The organism is Serratia sp. TSA_130.1 (assembly GCF_052691795.1).
Window position 1 is genome coordinate 220,369 of record NZ_JBQZFS010000001.1, and the last position, 15,794, is coordinate 236,162.

Below are 15,794 nucleotides of genomic sequence, written 5' to 3' on the forward strand. Positions count from 1 at the left end.
GAAAACAAAACGGGGGCGCCTGGCCCCCGTTGATTCCTGCTCTTCTCGCCTTACAACAACGGCTTTTCCCCGCGCTGCCACCAGCGCAACAGCAAACGATCGACGCTTTCCGCCGCGCTGCCGGTGAAACGATCCATCAAACGTTTACGACGCGCATAGCGCACGGCGATCACTTCGTGGTTATCCAACTCGGCGATCAACAAATCGTCGCTGGTGCCGATGGCGTCGATCAGGCCTTTCTCTTTGGCCTGGGTCCCGAACCAGTGCTCACCGGTGGCGACGCTGTCGATGTCCAGCGACGGGCGCTGCTCGTGCACGAAGCGTTTGAACAGCTCGTGCGTTTCGTTCAGATCTTCGCGGAACTTCTCGCGCCCCTGCTCGGTATTTTCACCGAACAGCGTCAGCGTACGTTTAAACTGCCCGGCGGTATGCAGCTCCACGTCGATGTCGTTCTTCTTCAGCAGGCGGTGGAAATTCGGGATCTGCGCCACCACGCCGATGGAACCGATGATGGCGAACGGCGCCGCCACGATGCGATCCGCGACGCAGGCCATCATGTAGCCGCCGCTGGCCGCCACTTTATCCACCGCCACCGTCAGGCGGATGCCGCCTTTGCGCAAGCGCTCCAGCTGCGAAGCCGCCAGGCCGTAGCCGTGCACCACCCCGCCCGGGCTTTCCAGACGCAGCAGGACTTCATCCTGCGCCGAGGCCACAGCCAGCACCGCGGAGATCTCTTCGCGCAGCGACGTCACCTCGTGCGCATCCATGCTGCCCTTGAAGTCCAACACGTACAGGCACGGCTTGGCCACTTCCACCGCGCCGGATTTGGCGCGCTGCTTCTTCAATTTGTCATCAGATTTGGTCTGCTTCTTGAACTGTTTCAGCCAAACCTTTTGCTCGGCAGTATCCATACGCGCCAGGCGCATATCGCGCTGCATTTCGCGATACTGCTCACCGAGATCGGTCAACTGCAGCTCCCCTTTCTGACGGCTCTTGCGTTGCCCCAGACTGACCGCCAGGATGGCCAACGCGGCGATGGCGAGCACCACCGTGGCGACCTTGGCCAGAAACAGGCCATAAACAGATATAAACTCCACAGATTCCGCCTTTATTTACAGGTTGTTAGTATGATTCTTTCCATTTTAGCCAACCGCAGCGCCTGCTGTCGCGGCTAAATGAAAATTCATTGCGTTCTGCACGTCACTATGGGGACGATTCAAGGCCGAACCAAGCCGCCGCCGCGCCGCTTTTGTTACAAAAGAATGTCATTTCAGCCTGCTACGCATTGAAAATGCGTACGGATTAAGGCATATAACACCCATTATTCATCAATATGATGAGACAGATTCGCTGCGCGGCCCGCAGAAGGTCGAGCTCTCGCTCCCGCCCTGGCCGCGCGTTTCACCCTTGCTCCCCACGATACGCGGGAGAACAGCCACCCAGGCGAGGATTTATCGTGCATTACCAACCCAAACAAGATCTACTCGAACAACGCATTATTTTGGTCACCGGCGCCGGAGACGGCATCGGCCGCGAAGCGGCGCTGACCTACGCTCGCTTCGGCGCCCAGTTAGTGCTGCTGGGACGCACCGAGAGCAAACTGCTGGCGGTACAACAAGAGATCGCGGCCCAGGGCGGCGCCCCGGCCCTGGTGGTCACGCTCGACTTGCTGCACGCCACGCCGGAGCAATGCCGGCAGATAGCCGACGATCTGGCGCGCCAAATTCCGCGCCTGGACGGCGTGCTGCACAACGCCGGCCTGCTGGGCGACATTGCGCCGATGGCCGACCTGTCGATAACCATGTGGCAAGAGGTGATGCAGGTTAACGTCAACGCCACCTTTATGCTGACTCAGGCGCTGCTGCCGCTGCTGCTGAAATCCCACGCCGGGTCGCTGGTGTTCACCAGTTCCAGCGTCGGGCGCACCGGCCGCGCCGACTGGGGCGCTTATGCGGTGTCGAAGTTCGCCACCGAAGGCATGATGCAGGTATTGGCCGATGAATACAAAAATCGTAATTTGCGGGTAAACTGCATCAATCCGGGCGGAACTCGCACCAAAATGCGCGCATCCGCCTTCCCGCACGAAGACAAAAACAAGCTGAAAACCCCGGCTGACATCATGCCGCTGTACCTGTATCTGATGGGCGAGGACAGCCGGCGAAAAACCGGCATGAGCTTCGACGCCCAGCCGAACCGCAAACCCGGCGCGGCCGAATAATAAGGAGCGTTTCATGGCGGAAGATCGTCATCAACAGCGCCAGCAGCGCCTGAAAGAACAGGTCGATGCACGCATCGCCGCGGCGCAGGACACCCGCGGCCTGCTGCTGGTGTTTACCGGCAACGGCAAAGGCAAAACCACCGCCGCCTTCGGCACCGTCACCCGCGCGGTCGGTCACGGCATGCGCGCCGGGGTGATCCAGTTCATCAAGGGCGAGTGGCCCAATGGCGAAAAGAATCTGCTGCAGCAACATGGCGTTGAATTTCAGGTGATGGCTACCGGCTTCACCTGGGAGACGCAGAACAAGGCAGGCGACACCGCCGCCTGCCAGGCGGTGTGGCAGCACGGCAAACGCATGCTGGCCGACAGCGGCCTGGATCTGGTGCTGCTGGACGAAGTGACCTACATGTTGACCTACGGCTATCTGGAGCTGGAAGAGCTCAAAGAAGCGCTGCGGCAGCGCCCTGCGCACCAAACGGTGATACTGACCGGGCGCGGTTGCCATCGCGAGCTGCTGGAAATGGCGGATACGGTTACGGAGATGCGGCCGGTGAAACACGCGTTCGACGCGGGCATCAAGGCGCAACAGGGGATCGATTGGTAACAAAACGTTCTGGCCCCGAACGGGGCCAGAATGACGGGATTAGCTGCGTTTGCTCGGTTTGCCCGATTTACTCGGTTTGCTGCCCGGCGCACTGCGACGGCCGCTGCCGGCCACCTGCGAGTGACGCTTGACCGCGCGACGGATTTGGTTAGCCTTCACGCGGCGGCGCTCACGCTCCACCGGCATCTTGCTGACCGTTTCCGGTTTCAATTCAACCAGCTCGCGCAGGTAGTTGATCGCCGGCAGATCCAGCTCGGCCCAGCCGCCGCGCGGCAGGCCTTTCGGCAGATCGATATCGCCGTAGCGTACGCGGATCAGGCGGCTCACCTGCACGCCCACCGCTTCCCACAGGCGACGCACTTCACGGTTGCGGCCTTCGGTCAGGGTCACGTTGTACCATTGGTTGAAGCCTTCACCGCCCTGGAAGCTGATGGTGCGGAACGCGGCCGGGCCGTCTTCCAGTTGCACGCCTTTGCTCAGCTGCTTCACTTTCGCATCGTCGACCTGGCCAAACACGCGCACCGCGTACTCGCGTTCCACTTCACGGCTTGGGTGCATCAGACGGTTGGCCAGTTCGCCATCGGTGGTGAACAGCAGCAGACCAGAAGTGTTGACGTCCAGTCGCCCTACCGCCACCCAGCGCGAACCGCGCAGCTTCGGCAAGCGATCGAACACCGTCGGGCGGCCTTCAGGATCGCTGCGGGTACACAGCTCACCTTCCGGTTTGTAGTAAGCCAGCACGCGGCAGACCACCTCTTCGGACTCTTTGATCGACAGGACATGACCATCCAGACGAATTTTCATCGCCGGGGTCACTTCAACGCGATCGCCCAGCTTGGCGACCTTGCCGTCGACGCTGACGCGCCCGGCTTCAATCATGGTTTCGATTTCACGACGCGAGCCGTGCCCGGCGCGCGCTAATACTTTCTGTAACTTTTCGCTCATTGAGCAACCTCTAATGTCGCCTTCACAGGCGTCGGGGGGATAACCGCCGCGGCCAATCGCCGCAACGGTAATAATACGTTTATCAAGATCGAACCGCGCATTATACAGGCTTTCTAAGGTGTTGAAACCCACTTTATCGGCGGTGCCCCCAAGCGGCGTTCACGGCGCCAAGAAGTCCTCCACCGCCCTCAGCACCGCGTCGGGCCGTTCCAGAATGCCGAGGTGAGTGCGGGCCTCTTCTAAACGCGCCACGGAGAAAAACGGCCGCTCGGCGGCAAATGCCTGCTGTTGCCGCAGATAGTCATCGCGGCGATCCAGCGAGTAAATATGCCGGCACGGCGGCGGCGCGCTCATTCCCGCCAGGCGTTGCAGCGGCGAGCCGAACTGCCGGTAGGCCTGTTCGATGGCCACGCCGGCGGCGCGCCAGAGCCGGTCATCTTCCTGCGCCATCTCGACCTCCAGATGGCATTTGACCCGATCGTGGCGGATGCCGCCCTGCCAGAAGTCGAACAAGGCGTCGCGCGCCGCCAGCCACTGCTGCGGCTGCTGCATGCGGCTCACCGCCGTAAAGAGCGCTGGCTCCGGCTGCGTCATGATCCAATCGAGAAACACCATGCCCTGCACCTGCTGCGGCAACGCCTCGGCCAACGCCACCGCCAACCAACTGGCGTGCGCCACCGACAGGGTGATCACGTTGTCCAAACGCAGCGCCGTCAGCAATTGGCGCACATCCTCCAGCAAATCGTCCGCCGTCAGCGACATCTCCGCCGCTTTTGACGACAGGCCGTGGCCACGCCAATCGATGCTGATCGTCCGATAACCGTCGGCCGCCAGCGCGATGAACGGCTCAAACACGGTTTTCGGTTCGCACCAGCCGGGCAGCAACACCAACGTGAGCGGCCCTGAGCCGATATCCTGATAATCGAGCGTCATGTTGGCACTGTGAAATGCGGTCATATTACCTCCTGCGCGTCTCTCCCCGACCCGTTCGGGAATTACCGACGGGCTAAGGGTGACAGCGCAGCAGGTCATGATCTATTGAAGTTCGTGCGGAAAAGACCCGAGCGCACCTTATGAAAAAATGCGCACTTATTGGAATGGGAATTTAATGGCGCACGCAGGGATAGGCGGCGCTCAACGCCAGCATAATCACCGACGGTGCGGAATAATGCAGTTGCTCGGGATGTTCGTTCAAGTACTGCATTACCGCGTCGGCGGCTACGCCGATGCTCATTCCGGCCTCTGGGCAGATATTGCGATTGCCCTGCATGGAATAGGTATCGAATACGCCGGCGACGTATCCCATAAACATGCCGCCATTCAGCGCTTCGGCCACGGTGGCTTCACCGCTTTTATTTTTTACGTAACCGCCGGATTCCGCCAGCAAACCGCTGCCCGAATAAAAACCCGCATTCGCCATTGAGGAAAATAATAAGGCCGCTAAAAAAGAAACCTGTTTAATCATTGCTGCGCATCCTGCCCATTATCAATTCTGAAGTCTTCAAGAATAGCGGCTTTCACGCGAAATAGCGTCGCTTCAGCCGTTTTTCAGACAATGGGCAAGGTGGCAATATTTTACATCAGCGGAAAGGCGCCGCGTCGCCGGCGCCTTCGCGCACCACTTCCGGCGAGGATTCGGTCAGATCGATAACCGTGGTCGGCTGTTGGCCGAGGAAGCCGCCGTGGATCACCAGATCGACCACCTTGCCCAAATGATCGCTGATCTCTTCCGGATCGGACTCGGCGAAATCATTGCCCGGCAGCATCAGCGTGGTGGACATCATCGGTTCGTTCAACGCCTCCAACAGCGCCAGCGCGATCGGGTTCGACGGCACGCGCAGGCCGATGGTTTTGCGCTTTTCATTCATCAGGCGGCGCGGCACTTCTTTGGTCGCTTTCAGAATGAACGTGTAGTTGCCCGGCGTATTGTTTTTGATCAGACGGAACGCCGTATTATCGACGTGAGCATAGGTCGACAACTCGGACAGATCGCGGCACATCAGGGTAAAGTTGTGGTTGCCGTCCAGCTGACGGATGCGGCAAATGCGCTCCATCGCCGCCTTCTCTTCCAGCATGCAGCCCAGCGCATAGCCGGAATCGGTGGGATAGACGATCACCCCCCCTTTGCGCAGCACCTCTACCGCCTGGTTGATCAGGCGCGGCTGCGGGTTGTCCGGGTGAATATAAAAAAGCTGACTCATGACTTGCTCCTAAAATAATGCCCGCGCGCGTTGCCACGCGCGTAAAATCAGACCGCCTGGCCCGGCTGCGGCCAATCGCGCCACACCGGCTCGACGCCGCCCGGCAGCCACAGCTTGCGCCCCAGTTCGATCCACGAGCAAGGTTGATGGAAATCAGAGCCTTGCGAGGCCAACAGGCGGTAGTCTTGCGCGTATTTCGCCAGCTGAGTGCGCTCATGCGGCGCCTGCTGACACTGCGCCACTTCCATGGCGTCGCCGCCGTGTTCGGCGAAATGCGCCAGCAAGCGTTTCAGCCATTTCGCGGTCAAATCGTAACGGCCCGGGTGCGCCATCACCGCCTGGCCGCCCGATTGATGAATCGCATCAATGGCTTGTTCTATTGTACACCACTGCGGCGGTACATAGCCGGTTTTCCCCTTGGCCAGGTATTTCTTGAACACCTGAGCCATATTGTCCGCCACACCGATCTCCACCAGGTAACGGGCGAAATGGCCGCGGGTCACCGCGCCGGCTCCGGCCAGGCGCTGGGCGCCGGCATAGGCGTCGGGAATACGCGCCTTGCCCAGCCGCACGCCGATCTCCTGCGCCCGCCGGTTGCGGCGTTCGGTTTGTTCCGCCAACAGCGCCACCAGCGCCGGATGCGCGACGTCCATACCCAACCCAACAATATGGATTTCATGATTTTCCCACAGCGTCGAGATTTCCACTCCATTGACCAACCGCAACGGCAACACCTGCTCCGCGATGGCGGCGGCGGCCTCGGCCAGCCCGGCGGTCGTGTCGTGATCGGTGATCGCCAACACCCCCACGCGCATCTCTACCGCCCGCTGCACCAGCTGCGTCGGCGTCAGGTAGCCGTCGGAGGCGGTCGTATGGCTGTGGAGATCGTACAGGGTAAAAGCGGTGGATTGAGGGTTACTGTCTGTCAAAACGGCTATCCGGCAATGGCTTGGTTTTCTATCATACCTGCGATCGGCGGCCGGACGGAAATCTATTCTGCCCCGGCTGGGCGCGCGGGCGGGATGATGAACAGAATTCATGCTGACCGCTAAAACATTGTACAAAAAGGGGGTTGACTTTGCCCTCACGAACCAGTTAACTAGTACACAAGTTCACGGCAGTGGCCGTGTCGGATGAGAGTTAACAAAGAGAGTCTGCAAATGAACACATACATTTCTCTTCACGGTTGGTGGCGTACCTCCCTCTTGCGGGCGGTGTAATCGCGCATAGCTGTCATCTGACAATGCAGATTTCCTGAGCCCGCACCTGATGCGGGCTTTTTTATGGACAGAATTCACTGGAACCACCGATGATGAACATCAAACCACAATTGACATTACTGAAGGCGCAGGCCAGTTACCGGGGCGATCCCACCACCCTTTTCCACCAGCTGTGCGGCGCCCGGCCGGCCACCCTGCTGCTGGAGTCGGCGGAAATCAACAGTAAACAGAATCTGCAGAGCCTGCTGGTGATCGACAGCGCGCTGCGCATCACCGCGCTGGGTCACACCGTCAGCGTGCAGGCGCTCACCGCCAATGGCGCGGCGCTGCTGCCGCTGCTGGACGAAGCGCTGCCGCCCGAAGTCAGCATTCAGGCGCGCCCAAACGGCCGCGAGGTGACCTTCCCGGCGATCGACGAGGTGCAGGACGAAGACGCGCGCCTGCGCTCCCTGTCGGTATTCGACGCGCTGCGCACGCTGCTGACCCTGGTCGACTCCCCGGCGGACGAGCGTGAAGCCGTGATGCTGGGCGGCCTGTTCGCCTACGATCTGGTCGCCGGTTTCGAAAACCTGCCGACGCTGCGCCAGGATCAACGTTGCCCGGACTTCTGCTTCTATCTGGCGGAAACCCTGCTGGTGCTGGATCATCAACGCGGTTCCGCCCGATTGCAGGCCAGCGTCTTCAGCGAGCAAGCGAGTGAAATACAACGCCTGCAGCAGCGTCTGGCGCAATTGCAGACCGAATTGAAACAAACCCCGCAGCCAATCCCGCACCAAAAGCTGGAAAACATGCAGCTGAGCTGCAACCAGAGCGACGAAGAGTACGGCGCGGTGGTCAGCGGGCTGCAGGAAGCGATCCGTCACGGCGAGATTTTCCAGGTGGTGCCGTCGCGCCGCTTCTCCCTGCCGTGCCCGGCGCCGCTGGCGGCCTACCAGACGTTAAAAGACAACAACCCCAGCCCGTACATGTTCTTCATGCAAGATGACGAGTTCACCCTGTTCGGCGCTTCGCCGGAGAGCGCGCTGAAATACGACGCGGGCAATCGCCAGATCGAAATCTACCCGATCGCCGGCACCCGCCCGCGCGGCCGCCGAGCCGATGGTTCACTGGATCTGGATCTCGACAGCCGCATCGAGCTGGAAATGCGCACCGACCACAAAGAGCTGGCCGAGCACCTGATGCTGGTCGATCTGGCGCGCAACGATCTGGCGCGCATCTGCCAGGCCGGCAGCCGCTACGTGGCCGACCTGACCAAAGTGGATCGCTATTCGTTCGTCATGCACCTGGTTTCCCGCGTGGTGGGCACCCTGCGCGCCGATCTCGACGTGCTGCATGCCTACCAGGCCTGCATGAATATGGGCACCCTGAGCGGCGCGCCCAAAGTGCGGGCGATGCAGCTGATCGCCGCCTCCGAAGGCACGCGCCGCGGCAGCTACGGCGGCGCGGTAGGCTACTTTACCGCCACCGGCGATCTGGATACCTGCATCGTCATTCGCTCAGCCTACGTCGAAGACGGCATCGCCACCGTGCAGGCCGGCGCCGGCGTCGTGCTGGACTCCATCCCGCAGGCGGAAGCCGACGAAACCCGTAATAAAGCCCGTGCCGTGCTGCGCGCCATCGCCACTGCGCACCATGCCAAGGAGGTGTTCTGATGGCCGATATCCTGCTGCTCGACAACGTCGACTCCTTTACCTACAACCTGGTCGATCAGCTGCGCGCCAGCGGCCACCAGGTGGTGATTTACCGTAACCAGATCGCCGCCGAGGTGATCATCGAGCGTCTGGCGCAGATGGAACAGCCGGTGCTGATGCTGTCGCCGGGCCCCGGCGCCCCTTCCGAAGCGGGCTGCATGCCGGAACTGCTGCAACGCCTGCGCGGCCGGCTGCCGATCATCGGCATCTGCCTCGGCCACCAGGCGATCGTCGAAGCCTATGGCGGCCAGGTCGGCCAGGCGGGGGAAATCCTGCACGGCAAAGCCTCGGCGATCGTTCACGACGGTGAAGGCATGTTCGCCGGCATGGCCAACCCGCTGCCGGTGGCGCGTTACCACTCGCTGGTCGGCAGCAACATCCCGGCCGATCTGACCGTCAACGCCCGGTTCGGCGAGATGGTGATGGCGGTACGCGACGATCGCCGCCGCGTATGCGGCTTCCAGTTCCACCCGGAATCGATTCTGACCACCCATGGCGCGCGCCTGCTTGAGCAGACCCTGGCCTGGGCGCTGGCGAAGTCATAAAAGGAACACGACGATGCAACCTATCCTTGAGAAACTGTACCGCGCTGAATCGATGAGCCAGCAGGAAAGCCAACAGCTGTTCAGCGCCATCGTGCGCGGCGAACTGGAGCCGAGCCAACTGGCGGCGGCGTTGATCAGCATGAAAGTCCGCGGCGAGCGCCCGGAAGAGATCGCCGGCGCCGCCAAAGCGCTGCTGGAAGATGCTCAACCGTTCCCGCGCCCTGACTATCTGTTTGCCGATATCGTCGGCACCGGCGGCGACGGCACCAACAGCATCAATATTTCCACCGCCAGCGCCTTTGTGGCGGCGGCGTGCGGCGCGAAAATCGCCAAACACGGCAACCGCAGCGTCTCCAGCCGCTCCGGCTCTTCGGATCTGTTGGCGGCATTCGGCATCCGCTTGGATCTGCCGGCGGAAGAGGCGCGCAAGGCGTTGGACGATCTTGGCGTGTGCTTCCTGTTTGCGCCGCAGTACCACACCGGCTTCCGTCACGCCATGCCGGTACGCCAGCAGTTGAAGACCCGCACGCTGTTCAACGTGCTGGGCCCGCTGATCAACCCGGCGCGTCCGCCGCTGGCGCTGATCGGCGTTTACAGCCCGGAACTGGTGCTGCCGATCGCCGAAACCCTGCGCGTGTTGGGCTATCAGCGCGCGGCGGTGGTTCACGGCGGCGGCATGGACGAGGTGGCGATCCACGCCCCGACGCACGTGGCGGAATTGAACAACGGCGAAATCTGCAGTTATCAGCTTACCCCGCAGTCCTTCGGATTGGAAACCTATCCGCTGGAGGCCTTGCTGGGCGGCACGCCGGAAGAAAACCGTGACATTTTGGCGCGGCTGTTACAAGGTAAAGGCGAGCCGGCGCACGCTGCGGCGGTCGCGGCCAACGTCGCGTTGCTTCTGAAGTTATTCGGACATGAAGACCTGCGCCAAAATGCGCGGCAGGCACTGGATATGATCAACAGCGGGCAGGCCTATGAGCGTGTCATCGCACTGGCGGCAAGAGGATAAATGATGCAGGAAACCGTGCTACACAAGATTGTCCGCGACAAAGCGCAATGGATCGCGGCGCGACAACAGCAACAGCCCCTGGCCGGCTTTCAGAATGACATCGTACCGAGCGAACGCAGCTTCTACCACGCGCTGCAGGGCACCCGTACGGCTTTCATTCTCGAATGCAAGAAGGCCTCGCCTTCCAAGGGGCTGATTCGCGAGAACTTTGATCCGGTGGAGATCGCCACGGTCTATAAAGATTTCGCCTCGGCGATCTCGGTGCTGACCGACGAGAAATACTTCCAGGGCAGCTTTGATTTCCTGCCGCTGGTGAGCAAAACCGTCAGCCAACCGGTGTTGTGCAAAGACTTTATCATCGACCCGTATCAGATTTACCTGGCGCGCTACTATCAGGCCGACGCTATCCTGCTGATGCTGTCGGTGTTGACCGACGAACAGTACCGCCAGCTGGCGGCGGTGGCCCACAGCCTCAATATGGGCGTGCTGACCGAAGTGATCAGTGAAGAAGAGCTGCAGCGGGCGATCGCGCTGGAAGCCCGCGTGGTCGGCATCAATAACCGCGATCTGCGCGATCTGAGCATCGATCTGGACCGCACCCGGCAGTTGGCGCCGCGCGTGCCGCATGGGGTGACGGTGATCAGCGAGTCGGGCATCAACAATTACGGGCAGATCCGCGAGCTCAGCCACTACGCCAACGGTTTCCTGATCGGCAGCGCGCTGATGTCGGAACCCGATCTGCGCGCCGCCGTGCGCCGTGTGATCCTGGGCGACAATAAAGTGTGCGGCCTGACTCGCCCACAGGACGCCGCCGCCGCGTATCAGGCCGGCGCCATCTACGGCGGATTGATTTTCGTCGGCCGCTCGCCGCGCTATGTGGATATCGTCCGCGCCCGCGAAGTCATTTCCGGCGCGCCGCTGAAGTACGTCGGCGTCTTCTGCGACGCCCAGCTCGATACCGTGGCGCTGACCGTAGAGCGCCTCGGTCTGCAGGCGGTGCAACTGCACGGCGCGGAGGACCAGGCCTATATCAGCGCCCTGCGCGCCCGCTTGCCGGCCGATTGCCGCATCTGGAAAGCGCTGAGCGTGAAAGAACGGGTGCCGGCGCGCGATCTGCAGCATGTCGATCGCTATCTGCTGGACAACGGCGCAGGCGGCACCGGCCAACGCTTCGACTGGTCGGTATTGCAAGGCGAAGATCTGACCAACGTTATGCTGGCGGGCGGTCTGCGCGCCGACAACTGCGTCGAAGCGGCCAAGCTCGGCTGCGCCGGGCTGGACTTCAATTCCGGCGTGGAAAGCGAACCGGGCATCAAGGATCCCGCGCGCCTGGCCTCGGTCTTCCAAACCCTGCGCGCTTACTGAATACGGCTCTACATTAATAACGGATAATGACGGGAACTCTCATGACGCTGCTTAACCCCTACTTCGGCGAATTTGGTGGTCAATACGTGCCGCAAATTCTGATGCCGGCCCTGAAACAACTCGAAGAAGCCTTTGTCAGCGCTCAGCGCGATCCGGCGTTTCAGGCGGAATTCATCGATCTGTTGAAGAACTACGCGGGCCGCCCTACGGCGCTGACGCTGTGCAAAAATCTCACCGCCGGCAGCAACACCAAACTCTATCTGAAGCGGGAAGATCTGCTGCACGGCGGCGCGCACAAGACCAACCAGGTGCTGGGCCAGGCCCTGCTGGCCAAGCGCATGGGCAAAACCGAGATCATCGCGGAAACCGGCGCCGGCCAACACGGCGTCGCGTCGGCGCTGGCCTGCGCGCTGCTCGGCCTGAAATGCCGTATCTATATGGGCGCCAAAGACGTTGAGCGTCAGTCGCCGAACGTGTTCCGCATGCGGCTGATGGGCGCGGAAGTGATCCCGGTGCACAGCGGCTCCGCCACCCTGAAAGACGCCTGCAACGAAGCGTTGCGCGACTGGTCCGGCAGTTATGAAACCGCGCACTATATGCTCGGCACCGCGGCCGGCCCGCACCCGTACCCCACCATCGTGCGTGAATTCCAGCGCATGATTGGCGAAGAGACCAAAGCGCAGGTGCTGGAGCGCGAAGGCCGCCTGCCGGATGCGGTCATCGCCTGCGTCGGCGGCGGCTCCAACGCCATCGGCATGTTCGCCGATTTTATCGATGACGCCGACGTTGGGCTGATCGGCGTGGAACCCGCCGGTCTGGGCATCGAAACCGGTCAGCACGGCGCGCCGCTCAAGCATGGCCATGTCGGCATCTATTTCGGCATGAAGGCGCCGATGATGCAGACCGCCGAAGGCCAGATTGAAGAATCCTATTCAATCTCCGCCGGGCTGGACTTCCCGTCCGTCGGGCCGCAGCACGCCTACCTGAACAGCACCGGCCGCGCCGAATACGTGTCGATCACCGACGACGAAGCGCTGGAGGCGTTCAAGGCGCTGTCGCGCCATGAAGGCATCATCCCGGCGCTGGAATCCTCACACGCCCTGGCGCACGCGCTGAAAATGATCCGTGAAACGCCGCAGAAAGAGCAGATCCTGGTGGTCAACCTGTCCGGCCGCGGCGACAAAGACATATTTACCGTTCACGACATTTTGAAAGCACGGGGAGAAATCTGATGGAACGTTATCAGCAACTGTTCACGCGTCTGGAAAGCAGCAAGGAAGGCGCCTTCGTCCCGTTCGTGACGCTGGGCGATCCTAATCCGGCGCTGTCGCTGCAGATTATCGACACCCTGATCGAAGCCGGCGCGGACGCGCTGGAGCTGGGTATCCCCTTCTCCGACCCGCTGGCGGATGGCCCAACCATCCAGAGCGCGACGCTGCGTGCCTTCGCCGCCAGCGTTACGCCGACCCAGTGTTTCGAGCTGCTGGCGGCCATTCGTCAGAAGCACCCGACCATTCCCATCGGCCTGCTGATGTACGCCAATTTGGTGTTCCATAAAGGCATCGATGCTTTTTACCAACGCTGTGCGGAAGTGGGCGTGGATTCAGTGTTGGTCGCCGACGTGCCGTTTGAAGAATCGGCGCCGTTCCGCGCCGCGGCCGTGCGCCACGGTATCGCGCCCATCTTCATTTGCCCGCCGAACGCCGATGACGATCTGCTGCGTGAAATCGCGTCGCACGGTCGCGGCTACACCTACCTGCTGTCGCGTTCCGGCGTCACCGGCACCGAAAGCCGGGCGCAGTTGCCGCTGCATCACCTGGTGAACAAGCTGCGCGAGTATCACGCCGCGCCGCCGCTGCAGGGCTTCGGCATCTCCGAGCCCGAGCAGGTGAAGGCTGCGCTGCAGGCCGGCGCCGCCGGCGCCATCTCCGGATCGGCAATCGTCAAAATCATCGAACGGCACCATGCCAACCCGGCGGAAATGCTGACCAAGCTGGCGGCCTTCGTCAGCGCGATGAAGCACGCGACCCGCGCGTGATCCCCTTCGGCGAGCGCCTTGCCGGCGCTCGCTTTAACAGCTTGTTTCCCCTCAAAGTTTGTTCTATTTATTTACAGCAAAAATTTGAACAAACCCGCGTCTTGTCTCACAATAAACATTGTTCGCTATGCATTTCTTCATTTGATTTGGGGAATGCGCTCGCTGCGGCGAAAAAACCGCATCGAATTTCAACCATAACATTGCATGGAGAGTAATTTATGAAGCTGTTTAAAACCCTTTCGGCCTTGTGCATGGCAGCCGTTGTGGCGGTCGCGGTGAGCGCTTGCGCACCGACGGCGAAATCGGAGGGAACAGGCGGTTATATCGATGACACCGTGGTCACCACCAAAGTGAAATCGGCGCTGCTGGCGGATAAAAACATCAAGTCGCGCGAAATCAGCGTGGAAACCTTTAAAGGACGCGTGCAGTTGAGCGGCTTCGTGACGTCAAGCGATGACGCCAATCGTGCGGTGCAGGTCACACGCGGCGTGGCCGGCGTGAAATCTGTTGAGAACGTCATGCAGGTTAAATAATACCGACACAGGGAGGCGCAATGCCTCCCTGTTTGCGGCCTTCATCAGAAGCGATAACCCGCCCCAAACATAAACACCCACGGATCCAATCGTGTATCGAAGCTGTGGTGCCCACCGTTCGCGTCGTTGAAACGCGTTTTGGTTTCGATGTTCATCCACCACACCGACATGTTCAGCATCCAGTGCTCATCCAGGTTGTAATCCAGACCGGCCTGTGCCGCCACGCCCCAGGAGTCTTTCAGATCGAGGTTGCTCAACCCGGCGCTTTTGCCGTAGTCGTTGAACTTCTCGTCGAAGAAAGTGGTGTAGTTAACGCCGACGCCCAGATAAGGACGCAGTTTGTCCTGCTTGTCGCCGAAGTAGTATTGCGCCATCAGCGTAGGCGGCAGTTGATGAACGGTCGCCAGATCGGTGCCGCCCAGGGTAACCTTGTGGCGGAACGGTGTCGCGGCCAACAACTCAACGCCGATGTTGTCCGTCACCATATAACCGAAGGTCAAACCGAGCTGGGTATTGTTTTTCGCATCCAGCGATCCCAAACCCAATACGTTGTCCGAGCCCGCATTTGGACGCACCGTCGCGGTGCCCGCACGGAACAGGAAATCACCGGCCTGATGCGCACTTGCCAACATAGGCGCCATCATCGTCGCCAATACCACCAGAGTTGTCTTTTTCATTATCCATTCCATTTGTGTGGTTAATCTCTCGAGGGGGAATATACCTACTTTCGGGTATTTGTGATCCCATCGAGATCACATCTTATGTGTAAAATTTTAAAATCCCACCAAAAACAAGGTTACCTAACCGCTTAATAAATCAAGGATTGATCTGCATCAAAAAAACGATTTTGTTGCAAATTATCTGCATGTTCAAATTTCAGTTGCGGAAAAAAATACGGCTGAGGTAATTTCATCTTCCGTGTTGGTTTTGGTTGGTGCCGTGAGGAGTCGGCGGGCAATCAAGATGAGCGAAATCCTTAATCCCTGTGTCAGCTGCGGCGCATGCTGCGGTTATTTTCGAGTGTCATTCTATTGGGCCGAAGCCGAAGACGGCGGCGGCACCGTTCCCCTTTCCCTGACGGAGCCTCTGACCCCGTTCCTGCGCTGCATGCAGGGGACCAACAGCAAGTCTCCGCGCTGCACCGCGCTGGACGGCGAGATTGGCAAAGCCGTGTCGTGCTCGATTTATCTTAATCGGCCAAGCCCGTGCAGAGAGTTCGATCAGTCCGGTGAAAACGGCCTGCGCAACGAAGCCTGCGATCGCGCTCGCGAACGCTACGGCCTGCCCCCCTTGCCGGTGCCCTTGCCGCTGTCGTTGCCTGAGACGACGATCGTTGAAGAAATAGACGTAGTGCAATTCGCGGGGTGCCACAGCGGCGTGGAACAGGGTACAATCACCCACTGATTTATCTCTGTTTTCTCG

15 protein-coding genes, 1 pseudogene and 1 other annotated feature are annotated in these 15,794 nt (G+C 60.5%); of the genes and pseudogenes, 9 read left to right on the forward strand and 7 right to left on the reverse strand.

Features of this window, described 5'->3' with window-relative positions:
- Positions 1–50 precede the first annotated feature (50 nt).
- Positions 51–1,097, reverse strand: coding sequence for a protease SohB (gene sohB / locus ACUTQY_RS00960; protein ID WP_033650242.1), 1,047 nt, complete (start codon positions 1,095–1,097; stop codon positions 51–53).
- A 359-nt stretch (positions 1,098–1,456) separates the two neighbouring features.
- On the opposite strand from sohB, the gene ACUTQY_RS00965 reads away from it, so the two are divergent.
- A complete protein-coding gene (locus ACUTQY_RS00965; protein ID WP_033643264.1) occupies positions 1,457–2,218 on the forward strand; it encodes a YciK family oxidoreductase in 762 nt (253 codons plus the stop codon).
- A gap of 13 nt (positions 2,219–2,231) precedes the next feature.
- The gene (gene cobO / locus ACUTQY_RS00970; protein WP_033643265.1) at positions 2,232–2,822 is read left to right on the forward strand and encodes a cob(I)yrinic acid a,c-diamide adenosyltransferase; all 591 of its coding nucleotides are present in this window, start codon (positions 2,232–2,234) and stop codon (positions 2,820–2,822) included.
- A 39-nt stretch (positions 2,823–2,861) separates the two neighbouring features.
- On the opposite strand, the gene rluB is transcribed toward cobO, so the two are convergent.
- From rluB to rnm, 5 genes are all read right to left on the reverse strand, one after another.
- Entirely contained in the window at positions 2,862–3,767 is a 906-nt protein-coding gene (rluB, locus tag ACUTQY_RS00975) for a 23S rRNA pseudouridine(2605) synthase RluB (protein ID WP_342188178.1), read from the reverse strand.
- Positions 3,768–3,926: 159 nt separating this feature from the next.
- Entirely contained in the window at positions 3,927–4,724 is a 798-nt protein-coding gene (locus ACUTQY_RS00980) for an alpha/beta fold hydrolase (RefSeq protein ID WP_342188177.1), read from the reverse strand.
- A 148-nt stretch (positions 4,725–4,872) separates the two neighbouring features.
- Positions 4,873–5,232 (reverse strand): Rap1a/Tai family immunity protein, encoded by a 360-nt coding sequence (locus tag ACUTQY_RS00985; protein ID WP_016927523.1) that lies wholly within the window; start codon positions 5,230–5,232, stop codon positions 4,873–4,875.
- A 115-nt stretch (positions 5,233–5,347) separates the two neighbouring features.
- Positions 5,348–5,968, reverse strand: coding sequence for an L-threonylcarbamoyladenylate synthase (locus ACUTQY_RS00990; RefSeq protein ID WP_033643268.1), 621 nt, complete (start codon positions 5,966–5,968; stop codon positions 5,348–5,350).
- Between the two features lie 47 nt (positions 5,969–6,015).
- On the reverse strand, positions 6,016–6,897 hold the full coding sequence (gene rnm, locus ACUTQY_RS00995) for an RNase RNM (RefSeq protein WP_033643269.1): 882 nt from the start codon (positions 6,895–6,897) through the stop codon (positions 6,016–6,018).
- 252 nt (positions 6,898–7,149) lie between these two features.
- Positions 7,150–7,253 (forward strand) — a sequence feature (Trp leader region).
- 24 nt (positions 7,254–7,277) lie between these two features.
- Here rnm and ACUTQY_RS01000 point away from each other — a divergent pair.
- The 6 genes and pseudogenes from ACUTQY_RS01000 (at position 7,278) to ACUTQY_RS01025 (ending at position 14,372) form a co-directional block, all read left to right on the forward strand.
- The gene (locus ACUTQY_RS01000; protein ID WP_046687171.1) at positions 7,278–8,840 is read left to right on the forward strand and encodes an anthranilate synthase component 1; all 1,563 of its coding nucleotides are present in this window, start codon (positions 7,278–7,280) and stop codon (positions 8,838–8,840) included.
- Positions 8,840–10,436 (forward strand): annotated as a pseudogene (gene trpD, locus ACUTQY_RS01005) (bifunctional anthranilate synthase glutamate amidotransferase component TrpG/anthranilate phosphoribosyltransferase TrpD). The gene ACUTQY_RS01000 and the pseudogene trpD overlap by 1 nt, the downstream one beginning before the upstream one ends.
- 3 nt (positions 10,437–10,439) lie before the next feature.
- Positions 10,440–11,801 (forward strand): bifunctional indole-3-glycerol-phosphate synthase TrpC/phosphoribosylanthranilate isomerase TrpF, encoded by a 1,362-nt coding sequence (gene trpCF, locus ACUTQY_RS01010; protein ID WP_089191876.1) that lies wholly within the window; start codon positions 10,440–10,442, stop codon positions 11,799–11,801.
- A 26-nt stretch (positions 11,802–11,827) separates the two neighbouring features.
- Entirely contained in the window at positions 11,828–13,033 is a 1,206-nt protein-coding gene (gene trpB, locus ACUTQY_RS01015; protein ID WP_170852993.1) for a tryptophan synthase subunit beta, read from the forward strand.
- Positions 13,033–13,839: a tryptophan synthase subunit alpha gene (gene trpA / locus ACUTQY_RS01020; RefSeq protein WP_046687173.1), complete on the forward strand. Its 807-nt coding sequence runs from the start codon at positions 13,033–13,035 to the stop codon at positions 13,837–13,839. Before trpB ends, trpA begins: the two co-directional genes overlap by 1 nt.
- 218 nt (positions 13,840–14,057) lie before the next feature.
- Positions 14,058–14,372 carry a BON domain-containing protein gene (locus ACUTQY_RS01025; RefSeq protein ID WP_016927515.1) on the forward strand — a complete coding sequence of 105 codons (315 nt, stop codon included), beginning with the start codon at positions 14,058–14,060 and terminating at the stop codon, positions 14,370–14,372.
- 44 nt (positions 14,373–14,416) lie between these two features.
- Here ACUTQY_RS01025 and ompW read toward each other — a convergent pair whose 3' ends face one another.
- Positions 14,417–15,049: an outer membrane protein OmpW gene (gene ompW / locus ACUTQY_RS01030; RefSeq protein ID WP_019452715.1), complete on the reverse strand. Its 633-nt coding sequence runs from the start codon at positions 15,047–15,049 to the stop codon at positions 14,417–14,419.
- Between the two features lie 286 nt (positions 15,050–15,335).
- On the opposite strand from ompW, the gene ACUTQY_RS01035 reads away from it, so the two are divergent.
- The gene (locus ACUTQY_RS01035) at positions 15,336–15,776 is read left to right on the forward strand and encodes a YkgJ family cysteine cluster protein (protein WP_033643277.1); all 441 of its coding nucleotides are present in this window, start codon (positions 15,336–15,338) and stop codon (positions 15,774–15,776) included.
- The last annotated feature ends 18 nt before the right edge of the window (positions 15,777–15,794 follow it).